This is a genomic window from Streptomyces sp. NBC_00727 (genome assembly GCF_045161745.1).
Lineage (GTDB): Bacteria > Actinomycetota > Actinomycetes > Streptomycetales > Streptomycetaceae > Streptomyces.
Map to the genome: position 1 here is coordinate 3,620,243 of NZ_CP108981.1, position 18,930 is coordinate 3,639,172.

Annotated in this window: 3 protein-coding genes; all 3 read left to right on the plus strand. The window is 74.0% G+C overall.

The window, feature by feature from the left end; genetic code table 11:
• Positions 1–16 precede the first annotated feature (16 nt).
• A complete protein-coding gene (locus OG242_RS16270; protein ID WP_405898849.1) occupies positions 17–10,357 on the plus strand; it encodes an SDR family NAD(P)-dependent oxidoreductase in 10,341 nt (3,446 codons plus the stop codon).
• Positions 10,358–10,597: 240 nt separating this feature from the next.
• Positions 10,598–13,951, plus strand: coding sequence for a type I polyketide synthase (locus OG242_RS16275; RefSeq protein WP_405898850.1), 3,354 nt, complete (start codon positions 10,598–10,600; stop codon positions 13,949–13,951).
• Positions 13,952–13,983: 32 nt separating this feature from the next.
• A complete protein-coding gene (locus OG242_RS16280; protein WP_405898851.1) occupies positions 13,984–18,852 on the plus strand; it encodes a type I polyketide synthase in 4,869 nt (1,622 codons plus the stop codon).
• The last annotated feature ends 78 nt before the right edge of the window (positions 18,853–18,930 follow it).

Below are 18,930 nucleotides of genomic sequence, written 5' to 3' on the forward strand. Positions count from 1 at the left end.
GGATGATGAGGATGACGTGACCAGCACATCGATGGAACAGGTCGTGGCGGCGCTCCGTAAGTCGCTCACGGACAACGAGCGGCTGCGCGAGGAGAACGCCCGGCTCACCGCGGCGAGCAACGACCCGATCGCGATCGTCGCCATGGCGTGCCGCTACCCCGGCGGGGCCGGCACGCCGGAGGACCTGTGGCGGCTGGTGGCCGGGGGCGTCGACGCGGTGTCCGGCTTCCCGGCCGACCGGGGCTGGGACCCGGACGTGTACGACCCCGAGCCGGGGCTGCCCGGCAAGTCGTACGCCCGGGACGGCGCGTTCCTCTACGACGCGGCGGAGTTCGACCCGGACTTCTTCGGGATCAGCCCGCGCGAGGCGCTGGCCATGGACCCGCAGCAGCGGCTGCTCCTGGAGGTGTCCTGGGAGGCGATCGAACGCGCGGGTGTCGATCCGACGACGCTCAAGGGCAGCCGCACCGGGGTCTACGCCGGTGTGATGTACCACGATTACGCGGACGGCGCGGCGGGAAGCTTCGTCTCCGGCCGCGTCGCTTACACGCTCGGTCTGGAGGGCCCGGCGGTGACCATCGACACCGCCTGCTCCTCCTCGCTGGTCGCGCTGCACACGGCGGCGCAGGCGCTGCGGTCGGGTGAGTGCTCACTCGCCCTGGCGGGCGGTGTGACGGTCATGTCGACGCCGGACATGCTCGTGTACTTCAGCGGGCAGCGCGGCCTCGCCCCGGACGGCCGCTGCAAGCCGTTCGCGGCGGCGGCCGACGGCACGGGCTGGGGCGAGGGCGCGGGTGTACTGCTCCTGGAACGCCTGTCGGACGCCCGGCGCAACGGGCACCCCGTGCTCGCCCTCGTCAGCGGCTCGGCGGTCAACCAGGACGGCGCCTCGGCCGCGATGACCGTGCCGAACGGGCCCGCCCAGCAGCGCGTCATCCGCAACGCCCTCAAGGACGCGGGTCTGTCGGCCGCCGAGGTCGATGCCGTCGAGGCGCACGGCACGGGTACCCGGCTCGGTGACCCGATCGAGGCGCAGGCGCTGCTCGCCACCTACGGCCAGGGCAGGCCGGCGGACCGGCCGCTGTGGCTGGGGTCGGTGAAGTCGAACTTCGGCCACACGCAGGCCGCCGCCGGTGTCGCGGGCATCATCAAGATGGTCATGGCCATGCGCCACGGCGTCCTTCCCCAGTCCCTCCATGTCGATGCGCCGTCGGACCAGGTGGACTGGTCGGCGGGTGACGTGGAACTGCTCACGGAGAACCGGGAGTGGGCGCGGACAGGGCGGCCGCGACGGGCCGGCGTGTCCTCCTTCGGGCTGAGCGGGACGAACGCGCACGTGATCGTGCAGGAGGCGCCGGAGGCCCCTGCGGGCGGCGAGGCGGGGGCGGACCTGGCGCTCACGCCCTGGGTGCTGTCCGCGAAGACCCCGGGCGCGCTGGCGGAGCAGGCGTCGCGGCTGCTGCCCGTGGCCGGTGACCACCGGGCCGAGGACGTCGGGCGTTCCCTGGCCACCACGCGTACTGCGTTCAGCCACCGTGCGGTGGTGCTCGGAGACCGTACGGGCGCGCTGGCCGCGCTGGCGGCGGGCGAGGAGCACCCGGGGCTGGTGCAGGGGGTCACGCGGGCGGTCGGGAAGTCGGCGCTTCTGTTCACGGGGCAGGGGGCGCAGCGGCTGGGTATGGGGCGTGAGTTGTATGCGGCCTTTCCGGTGTTCGCTGAGGCGTTTGACGCGGTGTGTGCGGAGGTAGACGCGCACCTTGATCGTGGGTTGCGTGAGGTGGTGTGGGGGGAAGAGGCGGAGGCGCTCAACGCGACTTCGTACACCCAGCCTGCGCTGTTCGCCTTCGAGGTGGCGCTGTTCCGGCTGGTGGAGGCGTGGGGCGTCAAGCCCGACGTCGTGGTCGGTCACTCGATCGGTGAGCTGGCCGCCGCGCACATCGCCGGGGTGCTCTCACTCGCGGACGCCGCGAAGCTCGTGGTCGCGCGCGGTCGTCTGATGCAGGCGCTTCCCGCCGGTGGCGCGATGGTTGCCGTGCAGGCGGCCGAGGAAGAGGTGCTGCCGCTCCTGACCGACGGCGTGTCCATCGCGGCGGTCAACGGGTCGCAGTCCGTGGTGGTTTCGGGTGTGGAGTCAGAGGCGGTGGGTATCGGCGAACACTTCTCGGCTCTGGGCCGGAAGACGAGCCGCCTTCCCGTCTCGCACGCGTTCCACTCCTCGCTGATGGAGCCGATGCTCGACGAGTTCCGGTCCGTCACAGCACGGTTGACGTTCTCCGAGCCGCGCATTCCCGTTGTCTCCACGGTGACCGGCGCGCTGTCCGCCGATTGGCAGTCCCCGGAGTACTGGGTCGACCAGGTCCGTCGCCCTGTCCGTTTCGCGGATGCCGTGAACGCGGCCGAGGTCTTCGGTGCTCGTACGTTCGTCGAGATCGGCCCCGACGCGATTCTCACCGCCCTCGGAACCGCGTCCGCCGCCGGCGAGAACACCGCCTTCGTTCCGCTCGTACGCAGGAACCGCCCCGAGCCCGAGTCGCTGGTCGGCGGGCTCGGCCGGCTGTACGCGGACGGGGTGCGGGTCGATTGGGAGGCGTTCTTCGCGGGTACGGGTGCGGCGAGGGTCGACCTTCCCACGTACCCCTTCCAGCGCACCCGGTTCTGGCTCGACGCGGTGAAGCCGGGGAGCACGCCGCACCCGCACCCGCTGCTCGGTTCCGTGGTCACCCTGGCCGACTCCGGGGGCGCGGTGCTGAGCGGGCGGCTGGCCGTGGCGGCTCAGCCGTGGCTCGCGGACCATGTGGTGCGGGATGCGGTGCTCTTCCCCGGTGCCGGGTTCGTCGAACTCGCCGTGCGCGCCGGTGACCACGTCGGCTGCGCGGTCCTGGAGGAGCTGGCCCTGCACGCGCCGCTCGTCCTGCCCGAGGACGGCGCCGTCGCCGTGCAGGTCGTCGTGGGGGCGGCCGACGAGTCCGCCCGGCGCACGGTCGGCGTGTACGCGCGGCACGAGAACGTGGCCGATGGCGACTGGCAGCTGCACGCGGAAGGTGTGCTGGCCGAGGACGCGGGGGCGCCCGCCTTCGAGCTGTCAGCCTGGCCGCCCGCCGGCGCGGAGCCCGTCGCGCTCGACGGCGCGTACGAGACCCTGCGCGAACAGGGGCTCGCGTACGGCCCCGCCTTCCAGGGGCTGACGGCGGCCTGGCGGCTCGACGGCGACCTGTACGCGGAGATCGCGCTCGACGACGACGTACCGGCCGCCGACTACGGCCTGCACCCCGCCCTGCTGGACGCTTCGATGCACGCCGCGCTCGTTGATGGCGCCGGGGAGCAGGGCGGCGGAACGGTTCTGCCGTTCGTCTGGAAGGACGTGCGGCTCTACGCGGACGGCACGTCGACGGCCCGGGTCCGCATCTCGCGACCCACCCCGGAAAGCCTGGCCCTGGAAATCGCGGACGGGGCGGGCGCCCCGGTCGCCTCGGTCGGCGGAGTCGTCGGCCGGGCAATGGATTCGACGCCCGGCGGTACGGGTAAGGCCACGGATCCGCTGTACCGGGTCGTCTGGCAGCCCGCCGGGATCGCTCCCGCGTCCGGTGACTGGCAGCGCTGGGAGGATGTCCCCGCCGAGGGCCCCGTGACCGGCACGGTCGTCCTGGACTGCGCCCCGGCCGCTGTGGGGGACGACGTGCCCTCGGCCGCACACGCGGTGTCGGCGCACGTCCTGGATGTCGTACGGCAGTGGCTGGCGGACCAGCGGTTCGCCGCCGCCACCCTGCTCGTCGTCACACGCGGCGCGGTCGCCACGGCGGACGGCGAAGCGGTCGACGTACGGCAGGCCCCGGTGTGGGGCCTGGTCCGGGCCGCGCAGGCGGAGAGCCCGGGCCGGTTCGTGCTGCTCGACACGGACGCCCCCGAGGGGCTGCCGCACACCGGACCCAGCGAGGAGCCGGAGTCCGCCGTACGCGACAGGCGGGCGCTGACGCCCCGGCTGGCCCGGGTCACCGCGTCCCCCGAGGCCGCACCGGTGTGGGACGCGGAAGGCACCGTGCTGATCACCGGCGGAACGGGCGGCCTCGGCGCGCTCGTCGCCCGCCACCTGGTCAGCGAACACGGCGTATGCCACCTGCTGCTGGCCGGCCGCCGGGGCGCCCAGGCACCCGGGGCCGAGGAACTGCGGGCGGAACTCGGCGAGTCGGGCGCGCGCGTGTCCTTCGCCGCCTGCGACGTGGCCGACCGGGAGGCCGTGGCCGCGCTGCTGGCCGGTGCCGACCCGGCGCACCCGCTGCGGGGCATCGTCCACGCGGCGGGCGTCCTGGACGACGCGATGATCGGTTCGCTGAGCGCCGACCGCCTCCGGGGCGTCTTCGCGCCCAAGGCGGACGCCGCCTGGCACCTGCATGAGCTGACCCGGGACCTGGACCTCACCGCCTTCGTCCTGTTCTCGTCCATCGCGGGCACCCTCGGCTCCACGGGCCAGGCCAACTACGCGGCGGCCAACGCCTTCCTCGACGCGCTCGCCGCCAAACGTCACGCCGAAGGCCTTCCGGCGTCCTCCCTCGCCTTCGGGCTCTGGGACACCCCCGGGGGCATGGGCACCGGGCTCGGTGCGGCCGAGCTGGACCGGATGCGCGAGGCCGGCACCCCCGCGATCCCCGCCGACCGGGGCCTCGCCCTCTTCGACGCCGCCCTGGGGTCGGGCATCGCGGCCTCGGTGCCGGTACGCCTCGACCTCGCGGTCCTGCGCGCCCACGCCGATGAGGTGCCCGCCCTGCTGCGGGGGCTGGTGCGGGCGTCCGGACGCCGCGCGGCGCGTGGTGGTTCGCCGGTGCTGCGGACGCGGCTCGCAGGTCTGACCGGCGCCGAGCGCGCCCGGGCTGTCCTGGAGCTGGTCCGTACGAAGATCGCGGCCGTCCTCGGTCACGCATCGGGCGAGGCCATCGAACCGGGCCGCGCCTTCGACGAGCTGGGCTTCGACTCCCTGACCGCCGTCGAACTCCGCAACCGGCTCGACACCGAGACCGGGCTGCGGCTCCCGGCGACGCTGATCTTCGACCACCCGACCGCCGAGGCCGTCGCCGCGTTCGTCCTGACGCTGATCGACGGCACCCCGGACGCGGAGCGCGAACAGGTGCCCGCCATCGCCCGGGCGGGCGCCGACGACCCGGTCGTGATCGTGGGCATGGCCTGCCGCTACCCGGGCGGTGTGACCACCCCGGACGAGCTGTGGCGACTGGTCGCGGACGGCGTGGACGCCATCGCCCCGCTCCCCGACGACCGGGGCTGGGACCCGGACGTGTACGACCCGGAACCGGGCGTGCCCGGCAAGTCGTACGCCCGGGACGGTGGATTCCTCTACGACGCGGCCGAGTTCGACCCCGCGTTCTTCGGGATCAGCCCGCGCGAGGCGGCGGTCATGGACCCGCAGCAGCGGCTGCTTCTCGAAGTGTCCTGGGAGGCGATCGAACGCGCGGGTGTGGACCCGACGACGCTCAAGGGCAGTCGCGCCGGGGTCTACGCCGGTGTGATGTACCACGATTACGCGGGTGGCACGGCGGGAAGCCTGGTGTCCGGCCGGGTCGCCTACACGCTCGGTCTCGAAGGCCCGGCGGTCACCGTCGACACGGCTTGCTCGTCCTCCCTGGTCGCGCTCCACTCGGCGGCGCAGGCGCTGAGGGCGGGTGAGTGCTCACTCGCCCTGGCGGGCGGTGTGACGGTGATGTCGACGCCGGACATGCTCGTGTACTTCAGCGAGCAGCGCGGGCTCTCGCCGGACGGACGCTGCAAGTCCTTCGGCGCGGGCGCGGACGGCACGGGCTGGGGCGAGGGCGCGGGTGTGCTGCTCCTGGAGCGCCTGTCGGACGCCCGGCGCAACGGCCACCCCGTGCTCGCGGTGGTCCGGGGCTCGGCCCTGAACCAGGACGGCGCGAGCAACGGCCTCACCGCCCCCAACGGGCCCGCCCAGCAGCGCGTGATCCGCCAGGCGCTGTCCGACGCGGGCCTGGCGGCTGGGGAGGTCGACGCGGTCGAGGCGCACGGCACGGGCACCCGGCTCGGTGACCCCATCGAGGCGCAGGCGCTGCTCGCCACCTACGGGCAGGGGCGCGCGGACGAGGCGCCCCTGTGGCTGGGTTCCATCAAGTCGAACATGGGCCACACGCAGGCCGCCGCCGGTGTCGCGGGGATCATCAAGATGGTCATGGCGATGCGGCACGGTGTGCTGCCGCCGTCCCTGCACGCGGAGGAGCGCTCGGACCAGATCGACTGGTCCGCCGGAGACGTGGAGCTTCTGACGGAGGCCCGCGAGTGGGCGCCGGCGGGGCGGCCGAGGCGGGCCGGGGTGTCGTCGTTCGGGCTGAGCGGGACGAACGCGCACGTGATCGTGGAGGAGCCGCCAGGGGCTGCGGCGGTCGAGCCCGGGGCCGGCCTGGCCGTCGCTCCGTGGGTGGTGTCCGCGAAGTCCCCCGAGGCCCTGGCGGAGCAGGCGGCGCGGCTGCTGTCCGTGGCCGGTGACCACCGGGCCGAGGACATCGGTCACTCGTTGGTGGCCTCGCGCTCGGTGTTCGAGCACCGGGCGGTGGTCCTCGGAGACCGTACGGACGCGCTGGCCGCACTCGCGGCGGGCGAGGAGCACCCGGGGCTGGTACGGGGTGCGGCGGCCAAGGGGAAGACGGCGTTCCTGTTCACGGGGCAGGGGGCTCAGCGGCTGGGGATGGGGCGCGGGTTGTATGACACCTCCCCCGTGTTCGCCGAGGTGTTTGACGCGGTGTGCGGCGAGGTAGACGCGCATCTCGGTTCGGGGTTGCGTGACGTGGTGTGGGGGGAAGACGCGGAGGCGCTGAACGCCACCGGGTCCACTCAGCCCGCGCTCTTCGCATACGAAGTTGCTCTGTTCCGGCTGGTGGAGGCGTGGGGGGTCAAGCCGGATGTCGTGGTCGGTCACTCGATCGGTGAGCTGGCGGCCGCGCACATCGCTGGGGTTCTGTCGCTCGCGGACGCGGCGAAGCTGGTCGTTGCCCGAGGCCGCCTGATGCAGGCGCTCCCGGCCGGTGGCGCGATGGTCGCGGTGCAGGCGACCGAGGACGAGGTGCTTCCGCTCCTCACGGACGGGGTGGGCGTCGCCGCCGTCAACGGGCCGCGTTCCGTGGTCGTTTCGGGTGTGGAGTCCGAGGCGGTGGGTATAGGCGAGCACTTCGCCGCGCTGGGCCGCAAGACCAGCCGCCTTCCCGTCTCGCACGCGTTCCACTCCTCGCTCATGGACCCGATGCTCGGAGACTTCCGGGCCGTAGTGAGCGAGTTGACGTTCAGCGAACCGAGCATCCCGGTCGTCTCCACGGTCACCGGGCTCGTCTCCTCCGACTGGCAGTCCCCCGAGTACTGGGTCGACCAGGTCCGCCGGCCCGTGCGTTTCGCCGACGCCGTGAACGCGGCCGAGGCCTTCGGGGCCCGTACGTTCGTGGAGATCGGCCCGGACGCGATCCTCACCGCCCTCGGGGCCGGCTCGGCCACCGAGGACACCAGCGCGTTCGTCCCGCTCGTCCGCAGGAACCGCCCCGAGCCGGAGTCCCTGGCCGGGGGCCTGGCGCGGGTGTTCGTCGGCGGCGGGGAGGTGGACTGGCGGGCGTTCTACGCCGGTGCCGGGGCGCGGACCGTCGAGCTGCCCACGTACGCCTTCCAGCGCAGCCGCTACTGGCTCGAAGCACCCACGTCCCAGGGCGGCGCTGCCGCGTCCGGGCAGCTCGCGCTCGACCACCCGGTGCTCCGCGCGGCCGTGGTGCTGCCCGACGACGGCGGTGCGGTGCTCACCGGCAGGCTGTCCGCCGGGACGCACGGCTGGATCGTCGACCACAACGTCCTCGGGAGCGTCCTGCTGCCCGGCACCGGCTTCGTCGAACTGGCCGTCCGGGCGGGCGAACTGCTCGACTGCGGGCTGCTGGAGGAGCTGACCCTGCAGGCGCCCCTCGTCCTGCAACCCCTCGGCGGCATCGCCGTCCAGGTGGCCGTCGGGGCGGCGGACGAGACCGGGCGCCGGACCGTGGCGGTCCACTCGCGCGCCGAGGACCAGCCGGACCTGCCGTGGACCCGCCACGCCGAAGGGGTCCTGGTCCCGGCACCCGACGAGGCCGGGCCGGACGGGCACGTGGACTGGCCGCCGGCCGGGGCCGACGAGCTGGCCGTAGACAGTGCCTACCAGGACCTCGCGGAGGCCGGCTACCACTACGGACCGGCGTTCCAGGGCCTCACCGCGGCCTGGAGCCTCGGCGAGGAGCTGTACGCCGAGGTCCGCCTCCCCGAGTCCGCCCACGAGGACGCCGCCCGCTTCGGCCTCCACCCCGCCCTGCTCGACGCGGCGATGCACGTCGGGCTGCTGGCCATCCCGGGGCGTGAGGACGGCGGGCAGACGCTGCTCCCCTTCGCCTGGAACGGCGTCGCCCTGCACGCGGCCGGGGCGAAGGCGCTCCGGGTCCGGGTCAGGCCCGTCGCCCACCAGGACGGCCTCTCGCTGACCGTCGCCGACGAGCACGGCAACCCGGTGCTGTCGGTGGAGTCCCTGCTGTCCCGGCCCGTCTGGGACCAGCAGTCCGGCCCGGGGACCGCCGACTCGCTGCTCCGGGTGGACTGGCAGCCGGTGGCCCTGGGCGACGAGGCGTCCGAGGCGCCGACACCCGCTGTTTACGAGTGCGTGGTGGCGGCGGAGAAGGACGCGGACGTGCCGGGCGCCGTACGGGGCGTGGTGGGCCGTGCTCTGGCGGCCGTGCGGGATTGGCTGTCCGACGAGCGGGAAGAGGGCGCGGCCCTGGCGGTCCTCACCCGTGGCGCGGTCGATGCCGAGGCCGCCGGACCGGTGGACCTGCGACAGGCCCCCGTCTGGGGTCTGGTCCGGGCCGCGCAGGCGGAGAACCCGGGGCGGTTCGTCCTGATCGACTCCGACGACTCGGTTCCGCTGGGTCGGCTGGTCGCCCTGGGCGAGCCGGAGTTGCTGGTGCGCGACGGCGAGGTGCGGGTGCCGCGCCTGGTCCCGGCGGGTCCGGGCGGCGAGGCCGGTCCGGTGTGGGACGCGGACGGGACCGTCCTGATCACGGGCGGCACCGGTGGTCTTGGCGCCCGGGTGGCCCGGCACCTGGTGGTCGAGCACGGAGTGCGGAGCCTGCTCCTCGTGGGCCGCCGGGGTGCGGACGCGCCCGGCGCGGCCGACCTGGTGGCGGAGCTGTCCGGGCTGGGCGCATCGGTCTCCGTGGCGGCCTGTGACGTGGCGGACCGGGACTCGTTGGCCGCCGTTCTCGCGTCCGTGGATCCGGCGCGCCCGCTCTCCGGTGTCGTCCACGTCGCCGGTGTCGCGGACAACGGTGTGGTGGGTGCGCTGACGCCCGAGCGGGTGGACGCGGTGCTGCGCCCGAAGGCGGACGCGGCCTGGCATCTGCACGAGCTGACCCGGGACCTGGACCTGTCGGCGTTCGTGATGTTCTCGTCCGCCGGCGGTCTGGTCCTGGCGGCCGGGCAGGGCAACTACGCGGCGGCCAACGTCTTCCTCGACGCACTCGCCGCCAAACGTCACGCCGAGGGCCTTGCGGCGTCCTCCATGGCCTTCGGGCTCTGGGCCGTGGACACCGGCATGGCGTCCCACCTGGCCGACGCCGACCTGGAGCGCATGCGCCGGGCGGGGATGCCCGCGCTGTCCGAGGCGGAGGCCCTCGCCCTGTTCGACGCCGCCCTGACGTCGGGTGTCGCGGCCACCGTTCCGCTCCGGGTCGACCCGGGCGCCCTGCGCACCCGTACCGACGAACTCCCCGCCCTCCTGCGCGCCATCGCCCCGCCCGCCCGCAAGCGGTCCACGGCCGGTGCGCCCAAGGGTGCCTGGCTGGCCGCGCGGGTCGCGGGGTGCGACGAGGAGGAGCGGACCGGGATCATCCTGGACGTCGTACGGGGGCACGCGGCGGCCGTACTCGGTCACGCGTCCGGTGAGGCGGTCGAACCGGACCGCGCGTTCGGGGAGCTGGGTTTCGACTCCCTGGGCTCGGTGGAACTGCGCAACCAGCTCAGCGCGGTGAGCGGGGTGCGGCTGCCCGCCACGCTGATCTTCGACTACCCGAGCGCGGCGGAGGTCGCCGCGTACATCGCCGCCCGTCTGGTCCCGGCCGCGCCGGTGTCCAGGGCGGAGGCGGACCTCAAGAAGCTGGAGACCCTGCTCACCACCGAAGCCCCGCCCGCCGGACCCGAACGCGCCCGGTTCGTCCAGCGCCTGAGGGAGCTGGCCGGCCGGCTCGACGCACCGCAGCCGGACGAGACGGCGCAGGACCTCGGCGAGGTCACCGCGGATGAGCTGTTCGACATCCTCGACAACGAGCTCGGCACCCCCGCGACCCCCTGACCCCCGGTCCCGCCTCACCAGGCGGTACGGGCCCCGGCCGGGGTGCGTGGCAGCTGTACGGCAGCCGTCACGCACCCCGGCCTTTCGCGCGCTCGCCCCCCGCCGGACAGGGGCCCTCGGCAGGGGTGGGTTAAGGGTAGGCCGCCCCTCGGAGCCGTCAGTAGCGTTCGAATCCGATCAACGTTGGACGCCGCGTGAGTGAGTCGCCACGGATCGTCGAGCCAGAGGGAGTAGGTCTCTGTGAGCAACGAAGAGCGACTTCTCGAATACCTGAAGCGGGCCACGACCGACCTGCGGGAGGTGCGCCGCCGGCTGGCGGACACCGAGCGCCGTCTCGAAGAGGCGGGCCCGTCCGGTCGCGGCACGCACCACGACGACCCGGTGGTCATCGTCGGCATGGGCTGCCGCTACCCGGGCGGTGCCACGAGCCCCGAGACCCTGTGGAAGCTGGTCGCTGACGGCGTCGACGCGATCGGGGAGTTCCCCGCGGACCGCGGCTGGGACGAGGGTGTGTACGACCCCGAGCCGGGTAAGCCCGGCAAGACGTACGCGCGCGAGGGCGGCTTCCTCTACGACGCACCAGAGTTCGACCCGGTGTTCTTCGGGATCAGCCCCAACGAGGCCCTGGTGACCGACCCGCAGCAGCGGCTGCTGCTTGAGGTGGCCTGGGAGGCGATCGAGCGGTCCGGGATCGACCCGACGACGCTCAAGGGCTCGTCCACGGGCGTGTTCGCCGGAGTGATGTACCACGACTACGCGCTCGGCGCGGAGCCCGGGAGCACCACGGCCGGCAGTGTGGTGTCCGGCCGGGTCGCCTACACGCTGGGGCTCGAAGGACCTGCGGTCAGCGTCGACACGGCCTGCTCCTCCTCGCTGGTGGCGCTGCACCTGGCGGCGCAGGCGCTGAGGGCGGGTGAGTGCTCACTCGCCCTGGCGGGCGGCGTGACGGTCATGTCGACCCCGGACATGTTCGTGTACTTCAGCACGCAGCAGGGCCTCGCGTCCGACGGGCGCTCCAAGTCCTTCTCCGCCTCCGCCGACGGCGTCGCCTGCTCCGAGGGCGCCGGTGTCCTGGTCCTGGAGCGGCTGTCCGACGCGCGCCGCAACGGCCACCCGGTCCTCGCCGTGGTCCGGGGCTCGGCGCTCAACCAGGACGGTGCCAGCAACGGCCTCACCGCCCCCAACGGACCCGCCCAGCAGCGCGTCATCCGCCGCGCCCTGGAGGACGCGGGCCTGACGGCGGCGGAGGTGGACGCGGTCGAGGCGCACGGCACCGGTACGACCCTCGGCGACCCGATCGAGGCGCAGGCGCTCCTGGAGACCTACGGACGGGAGCGGCCCGAGGGCCGGCCCCTGTGGCTGGGGTCCATCAAGTCGAACATGGGCCACAGCCAGGCGGCGGCGGGTGTCGCGGGGATCATCAAGATGGTCATGGCCATGCGCCACGGCGTGCTTCCCAGGTCCCTGTACGCCGAAACGCCTTCGGACCAGGTGGACTGGGCGGAGGGCGCGGTCGAGCTGCTGGCCGAGTCGCGCCCCTGGGTGCCCGGCGGTGCGGTGCGGCGGGCCGGGGTGTCCTCCTTCGGGATCAGTGGGACGAACGCGCATGTGATCGTCGAGGAGGCGCCGGAAGAGACGGGGGAGACGGCCGTGCGGGCCGCGCTCCCCGTGGTTCCTTGGGTGGTGTCGGCAAAGTCCGGGCAGGCCCTCGCTGCTCAGGCCGCCTGCCTGCGGGAACAGACCCTGGGAGAGCCCGAGGCCGATGCGGCGGACATCGGGCTCTCCCTGGCCACCACCCGGACCGCCTTCACCCACCGGGCGGTGGTCCTCGGCCGGACACAGGCCGACCGCGCGGACGCGCTTGCCGCGCTCGCGGCGGGGAACGAACACCCGGCGGTGGCCGTCGGCCGGGCCCGCCGGGCGGGCAAGTCGGCGTTTCTGTTCACGGGGCAGGGTGCGCAGCGGCTGGGGATGGGGCGTGAGTTGTATGCGGCCTTCCCGGTGTTCGCGGGGGCGTTTGACGCGGTGTGTGCGGAGGTAGAAGCGCATCTCGGTACGGGGTTGCGTGAGGTGGTGTGGGGGGAAGACGCGGAGGCGCTCAACGCGACTTCGTACACCCAGCCTGCGCTGTTCGCCTTCGAGGTGGCGTTGTTCCGGTTGGTGGAGGCGTGGGGCGTCAAGGCTGATGTCGTGGTCGGTCACTCGATCGGTGAGCTGGCTGCCGCGCACGTTGCCGGGGTGCTCTCACTCGCGGACGCCGCGAAGCTCGTGGTCGCGCGTGGCCGTCTGATGCAGGCGCTTCCCCCCGGTGGCGCGATGGTTGCCGTGCAGGCGACCGAGGAAGAGGTGCTTCCCCTCCTCACGGACGGGGTGGGCATCGCGGCCGTCAACGGCCCGCAGGCGGTCGTGTTGTCAGGCATTGAGGCGGAAGTGCTGGCCGTGGGCGAGCACTTCGCGGCTGCCGGCCGCAAGACCAGCCGCCTTCCCGTCTCGCACGCCTTCCACTCCTCCCTCATGGACCCGATGCTCGACGACTTCCGGGCCACAACCAGCGGGTTGACGTTCAACGAGCCGAGCATCCCGGTCGTCTCCACCGTCACCGGCGCCGCCTCCGCCTCCGACTGGCAGAACCCGGACTACTGGGTCGACCAGGTCCGCCGCCCTGTCCGCTTCGCCGACGCCGTAAACGCCGCCGAAGCCCTCGGAGCCCGTACGTTCGTCGAGATCGGCCCCGACGCGGTGCTCACCGCTCTCGGCGCGGCCTCCGTGACCGACGAAGAGACCGTGCTCGTCCCGCTGCTGCGCAGGAGCCGGCCCGAGGCGGAATCCCTGGTCGGAGCCGTCGGACGGCTGTACGCGCAGGGCGTCCGGGTCGACTGGGAGGCGTACTTCGCCGGCAGCGGGGCGCGGACCGTCGAGCTGCCCACGTACGCCTTCCAGCGCACCCGTTTCTGGGTCGAGGGCAGCGGTTCCACCGGAACCGCCGTCCCGAACGTGGCGCACGACGTGCCCACCGCCGAGGAGTCGCGGCAGGCGGCGGCCGGTCTGCGGGCGGAACTGGAAGGGCTCGGGGCGGCCGAGGCAGGACGGGTGCTGCTGGCGCTGGTGCGGACCCATGTGGCAGCCGTGCTCGGACACGCCTCCGTGGGCGTCGTCGAGACCGACCTCGCCTTTCGTGACATGGGCTTCGACTCGCTGGCCGCCGTGGAGCTGCGCAAGCGGCTGACCGCCGCGTCCGCCTGCGACCTGCCCGCCACGCTGATCTTCGACTACCCGACCCCGCGCGCCGTCGCCGCCTTCCTGGCGGAGCGCCTGGACTCCGAGACCGGCGCGGGGGACGGCGACCCGGCTGCTGCCGTGCTGGCCGAGCTGGACCGGATCGAGGACGTGCTCGGCGGGTTCCCCGTCGCCGGCGGCGACGCCGAGGCGGTCAGTGCCCGCGCGGACGCGATCACCGCCCGGCTGGAAGCGATCGTGCGGCGGTGGCGCGACGCACAGGGCGACCCGGCGACGTCCGGCGAGGGGCCCGACTTCGAAACGGTCACCGACGAGGAGCTGTTCGACGTGCTCGACAGCGAATTCGGCATCTCCTAGCCAGCGATCAGCTGCAGATTGGTTGAGGTTCGATGAGCAACGACGACAAGCTACGGGACTATCTCAAGCGCGCCACCGCCGAGCTCCAGCGCACCCGACGCCAGTTGTCGGAGGCCGAGGCGCGGGGCAGCGAGCCCGTCGCGATCGTGGCGATGGGCTGCCGCTTCCCCGGTGGCATCACCTCGCCCGATGACCTGTGGCAGCTGGTGGACGCGGGCCGGGACGCCGTGTCGCTGTTCCCGGACGGCCGTGGCTGGGACATGGACGCCCTGTACGACCCCGAGCCGTCGACGCCCGGCAGGACGTACTGCCGTGAGGGGGGCTTCCTGCACGACGCGGGGGAGTTCGACGCGGACTTCTTCAAGATCAGCCCGCGGGAGGCGAAGGACACCGACCCGCAGCAGCGGCTGCTGCTCGAAGTGTCCTGGGAGGTCATCGAGCGCGCCGGGATCGACCCGACCTCGCTGAAGGGCAGCCGTACCGGTGTGTTCGCCGGGGTGGTCTACCACGACTACCCGGGCGGCGGCGGTACCGGCGGCCTGGCGAGCGTCGCCTCCGGGCGCGTCGCCTACACGCTGGGGCTCGAAGGCCCCGCGGTCACCGTCGACACGGCCTGCTCCTCCTCGCTCGTCGCCCTCCATCTCGCGGTTCAGTCGGTGCGCAGCGGGGAATGCGCCCTGGCGCTCGCGGGCGGGGTCACCGTCATGGCGAGCCCGGACTCCTTCGTGGGCTTCAGCCAGGACCGGGGCCTCGCCCCCGACGGCCGCTGCAAGTCCTTCGCGGCGGCGGCCGACGGCACGACCTGGTCCGAGGGCGCGGGCATGCTCCTCGTCGAGCGCCTCTCCGACGCCCGCCGCAACGGCCACCCCGTCCTCGCCGTCATCCGCGGCTCCGCGATGAACTCCGACGGCGCGTCCAACGGGCTGACCGCGCCGAACGGCCCCTCGCAGCAGCGCGTCATCCAGCAGGCCCTGGCCTCCGGCAACCTCGCCCCCGCCGACGTGGACGCCGTCGAGGCGCACGGCACCGGCACCACCCTCGGCGACCCGATCGAGGCGCAGGCCCTCATCGCCGCCTACGGGCGCGAGCGGCCCGCCGGCCAGCCGCTGTGGCTGGGTTCGTTCAAGTCGAACATCGGCCACGCGCAGGCCGCCGCCGGCGTCGGTGGCGTGATCAAGATGGTGCAGGCGATGAAGGCGGGCGTCCTGCCGCGCACCCTGCACGTGGACGAGCCGAGCCACAACGTGGACTGGAGCGCGGGCAGCGTACGGCTGCTGACCGAGCCGGTCGCCTGGCCGGAGCTGGGGCGTGCCAAGCGGGCCGGGGTGTCGTCGTTCGGGCTGAGCGGCACGAATGTGCACGTGATCGTGGAGGAAGCGCCGGCGGAGGCGGTTTCCGCCGACGGCGGGGAGGGTACGGCGCAGGGCACCGACGAGGAGCGTACGAACCAGAGCCCCGCCCCCCGCTTCGTCCCCGTGCTCCTCTCCGCCCGCCGCCCCGAGGCGCTGGCCGCGCAGGCCGCCCGCCTGGCGGACCACCTGGAGGCCCGCCCGGCCGAGCCCCTGGCCGACACCGGCTGGTCGCTGGCCACCACCCGGGCCGCCCTGGAACACCGCGCGGTGGTCGTCGCCGACGGACAGGCGCCCGCCGGTCGCACCGACCTCGTACGGGCGCTGCGCGCGCTCGCCGACGGGTCCGCCGAGGCGGCCGTCACCGGGGACGCGCGGCCCGACGCGCTGAGCGCCGTGCTGTTCACCGGGCAGGGTTCCCAGCGCCTCGGCATGGGCCGGGAACTGCACGCCGCCTACCCGGTGTTCGCCCGTGCCTTCGACGAGGCGGTGGAGGCGCTGGACGCGCACCTCGACACCTCGTTGCGGGCGGCGATGTGGGGCGAGGACCGGGCGCTGCTCGACGGCACGGGGTGCGCGCAGCCGGCCCTGTTCGCGTGCGAGGTGGCGCTGTACCGGCTCGTCGAGTCCTGGGGCGTCCGGCCCGACTTCCTCGCCGGGCACTCCGTGGGCGAGTTCGCCGTCGCGCATGTCGCGGGCGTGCTCACCCTGGACGACGCGGCCCGGCTGGTCGCCGCCCGCGGCCGCCTGATGCAGGCGCTCCCGGGCGGTGGAGCGATGGTCGCCGTGGAGGCGTCCGAGGACGAGGTGACACCGCTGCTCACCCCGGCGACCGGGATCGCCGCGCTCAACGGGCCGCGTTCCGTGATCGTCTCCGGCGGCGAGACCGACGCGCTCGCCATCGCCGCCCACTTCGCGGCCGAGGGCCGCCGTACCAAGCGGCTCGCCGTGTCGCACGCCTTCCACTCGCCGCTCATGGAGCCGATGCTCGACGACTTCCGTGCGGTCGCCGAGAGCATCTCGTACGCCACCGCGCGCATCCCGGTCGTTTCCACGGTCACCGGTGAACTCGCCGGTGACGACGAACTGGGCTGCGCGGACTACTGGGTGCGGCACGTCCGCGCGGGCGTCCGGTTCAGCGACGCCGTGCGCGCGCTCGCCGCCAAGGGCGTCCACACCTTCCTGGAACTGGGCCCCGACGCGGCCCTGACCCCGCTCGGACCCGACTGCCTGACCGGCGCCGACGAAGGCACCGACCAGCCGGTCTTCACGGCCGCCCTGCGCCGGGACCGCGACGAGGCACGGGTGCTGACGGAGGCCGTCGCGCTCGCCCACATCCGCGGCGTGCCCGTCGACTGGGACGCGTGCTTCACCGCGACCGGCCACCGCCCGCACCGGGTCGACCTGCCCACGTACGCCTTCCAGCACCGCACCTACTGGGCCGCCGCGCCCGAGACCGCCCCGACGGCCGCCACTTCGGAGCCCGGTGAGGCCGGCTTCTGGGAGTCCGTGGAGCAGGAGGACGCGGCCGGGCTCGCGGAGCGGCTCGGTGTCGACCCCGCCGATCTGGCCCCCGTGCTGCCCGCGCTCACCAGCTGGCGCGCCGGGCGGCGCGAGGCGTCGGCCGTGGACGCGCTGCGCTACCGGGTCTCCTGGGCGCCGGTCGCGGACCCCGCCCCGTCCGCCCCGCTCACCGGGGACTGGCTCGTCGTACACGCGGCGGGGGGCCGTGCCCTGGCGGAAGCGCTGGCCGGGGCACTGGCGGAGCGGGGCGCGAACCCCGTCCTGACCGAGGGCGTCGCACTGTCCACCGCCCCCGCCGGAGTCGTCAGCCTCCTCGCCCTCGACAACACCCCGCACCCGGACCACCCGGTGCTCTCCCAGGGGCTCGCGGACACCACCGCCCTGTTGCGTGAGACGGCGGCCCTGGGGTGGACGGCTCCGGTGTGGTGCCTCACCCGGGGCGCGGTGGCCACCGACGACGGGGACGCGGCCGTGCGGCCCGAGCAGACCGCTGTGTGGGGGCTCGGTGCGGCGCTCGCGCTGGAGGCGCCGGACACCTGGGGCGGCCTGATCGACCTGCCGCAAGACACCGGTGAGGCGGTCCTGCGCCGGGTTTGTGACGCCCTCGCCCGGGGAAGCGTCGAGGACCAGCTCGCCGTACGCCCGCAAGGTGTCTACGCCCGCCGTCTGGTCCGGCCCGCGCAGCCCGATCCGGCGGCGGCCCGGCAGGCCCGGGGCACCGTCCTCGTCACCGGAGGCACCGGCGGGATCGGCGCCCATGTGGCCCGGATGCTCGCCGCCGACGGTGCCGAACACGTGGTGCTCGCCGGGCGGCGCGGCCCGGACGCCCCGGGTGTCGCGGAGCTGGCCGAGGAGATCGAGGCCATGGGGGCCCGCGTCTCCGTGGCGGCCTGCGACATGGCCGACCGCGAAGCCGTACGCACCCTGCTCGCCGGCCTCACGGACCTCACCGCCGTCTTCCACGCGGCCGGGCTGCCGCAGCGCATCGCCCCGCTCGGTGAGCTGACCCTCGCGGAGCTGGCCCAGGTCGCCGACGCCAAGGTGCTCGGCGCCCGTCACCTGGACGAACTCCTCGGCGACACCCCGCTCGACGCGTTCGTGCTGTTCTCGTCCGGCGCCGCCGTCTGGGGCAGTGCGGGCCAGTCCGCGTACGGCAGCGCCAACGCCAGTCTCGACGGGCTCGCGCACAGCCGGCGCGCCCGCGGTCTCTCCGCCACTTCGGTGGCATGGGGTTCGTGGAACGGGGGAATGGTCGACGCCGAACTGGCCGCTGTCATGCGCCGCATGGGCGCCCCCGCGATGGACCCCGCCCTCGCCATCGGCGCCCTGCGCCGCATCCTGACGGGCGGCGCTTCGCACGCGGTGGTCGCCGAGTTCGACTGGGAACGCTTCGCCCCCACCTACGTACTCGCCCGCCCCCGCCCCCTTCTCGACGCCCTGCCCGATGCGCGGGCCGCGATCGGCGCGGACGGTGGCGCCGAAGGCGGAGCCGGGGACTCCGGGCTCACGGACCGGCTGGCGGGACTCTCCGAACCGGAGCAGCGGTCCGCGCTGCTCGACCTCGTCCGTACGCATGTCGCGGCGCTGCTCGGGTACGACGACCCGGCCGAGGTCGGGGCGGACCGGGGGTTCACGGACCTCGGGTTCGACTCGGTCGCCGCCGTCGACCTGCGCACGAAGCTCGTCGCCGCTACCGGGCGCACGCTGCCCACCAGCATGATCTACGACCACCCGAGCCCCGGCGCGCTGGCCGGCCACCTGTGGTCGGAGCTCTGCCAGGACGACAGCCTCGGGGAACTCCCCGTACTGGCCCAGCTCGACCGCCTGGAGGAGGCCGCTTCGGCGCTCGCCGCCGAGGACATCGAGGCCACCAGGATCACGGCCCGCCTGCAGTCCCTGCTGACCCGGCTGACCGGAACGCTCGACGCGCAGAACGGCGACGGCGGTCAGAAGGTCGGAGACCAGCTGGAAGCCGCGTCCGCGGACGACGTCTTCGCGTTCATCGACAACGAACTCGGCCTCACCTGACCGACCGCGCGGCCGGTGCCGGCGACGGCACCGGGCCCCGTCCCGCATCTGCGACCCGACTCGACCTCTCGGCATGAA

What these genes read in the sequence shown, in the direction of transcription:
- OG242_RS16280 (WP_405898851.1), top strand. Translation starts at nt 13,984, where the DNA reads ATGAGCAACGACGACAAGCTACGGGACTATCTCAAGCGCGCCACCGCC.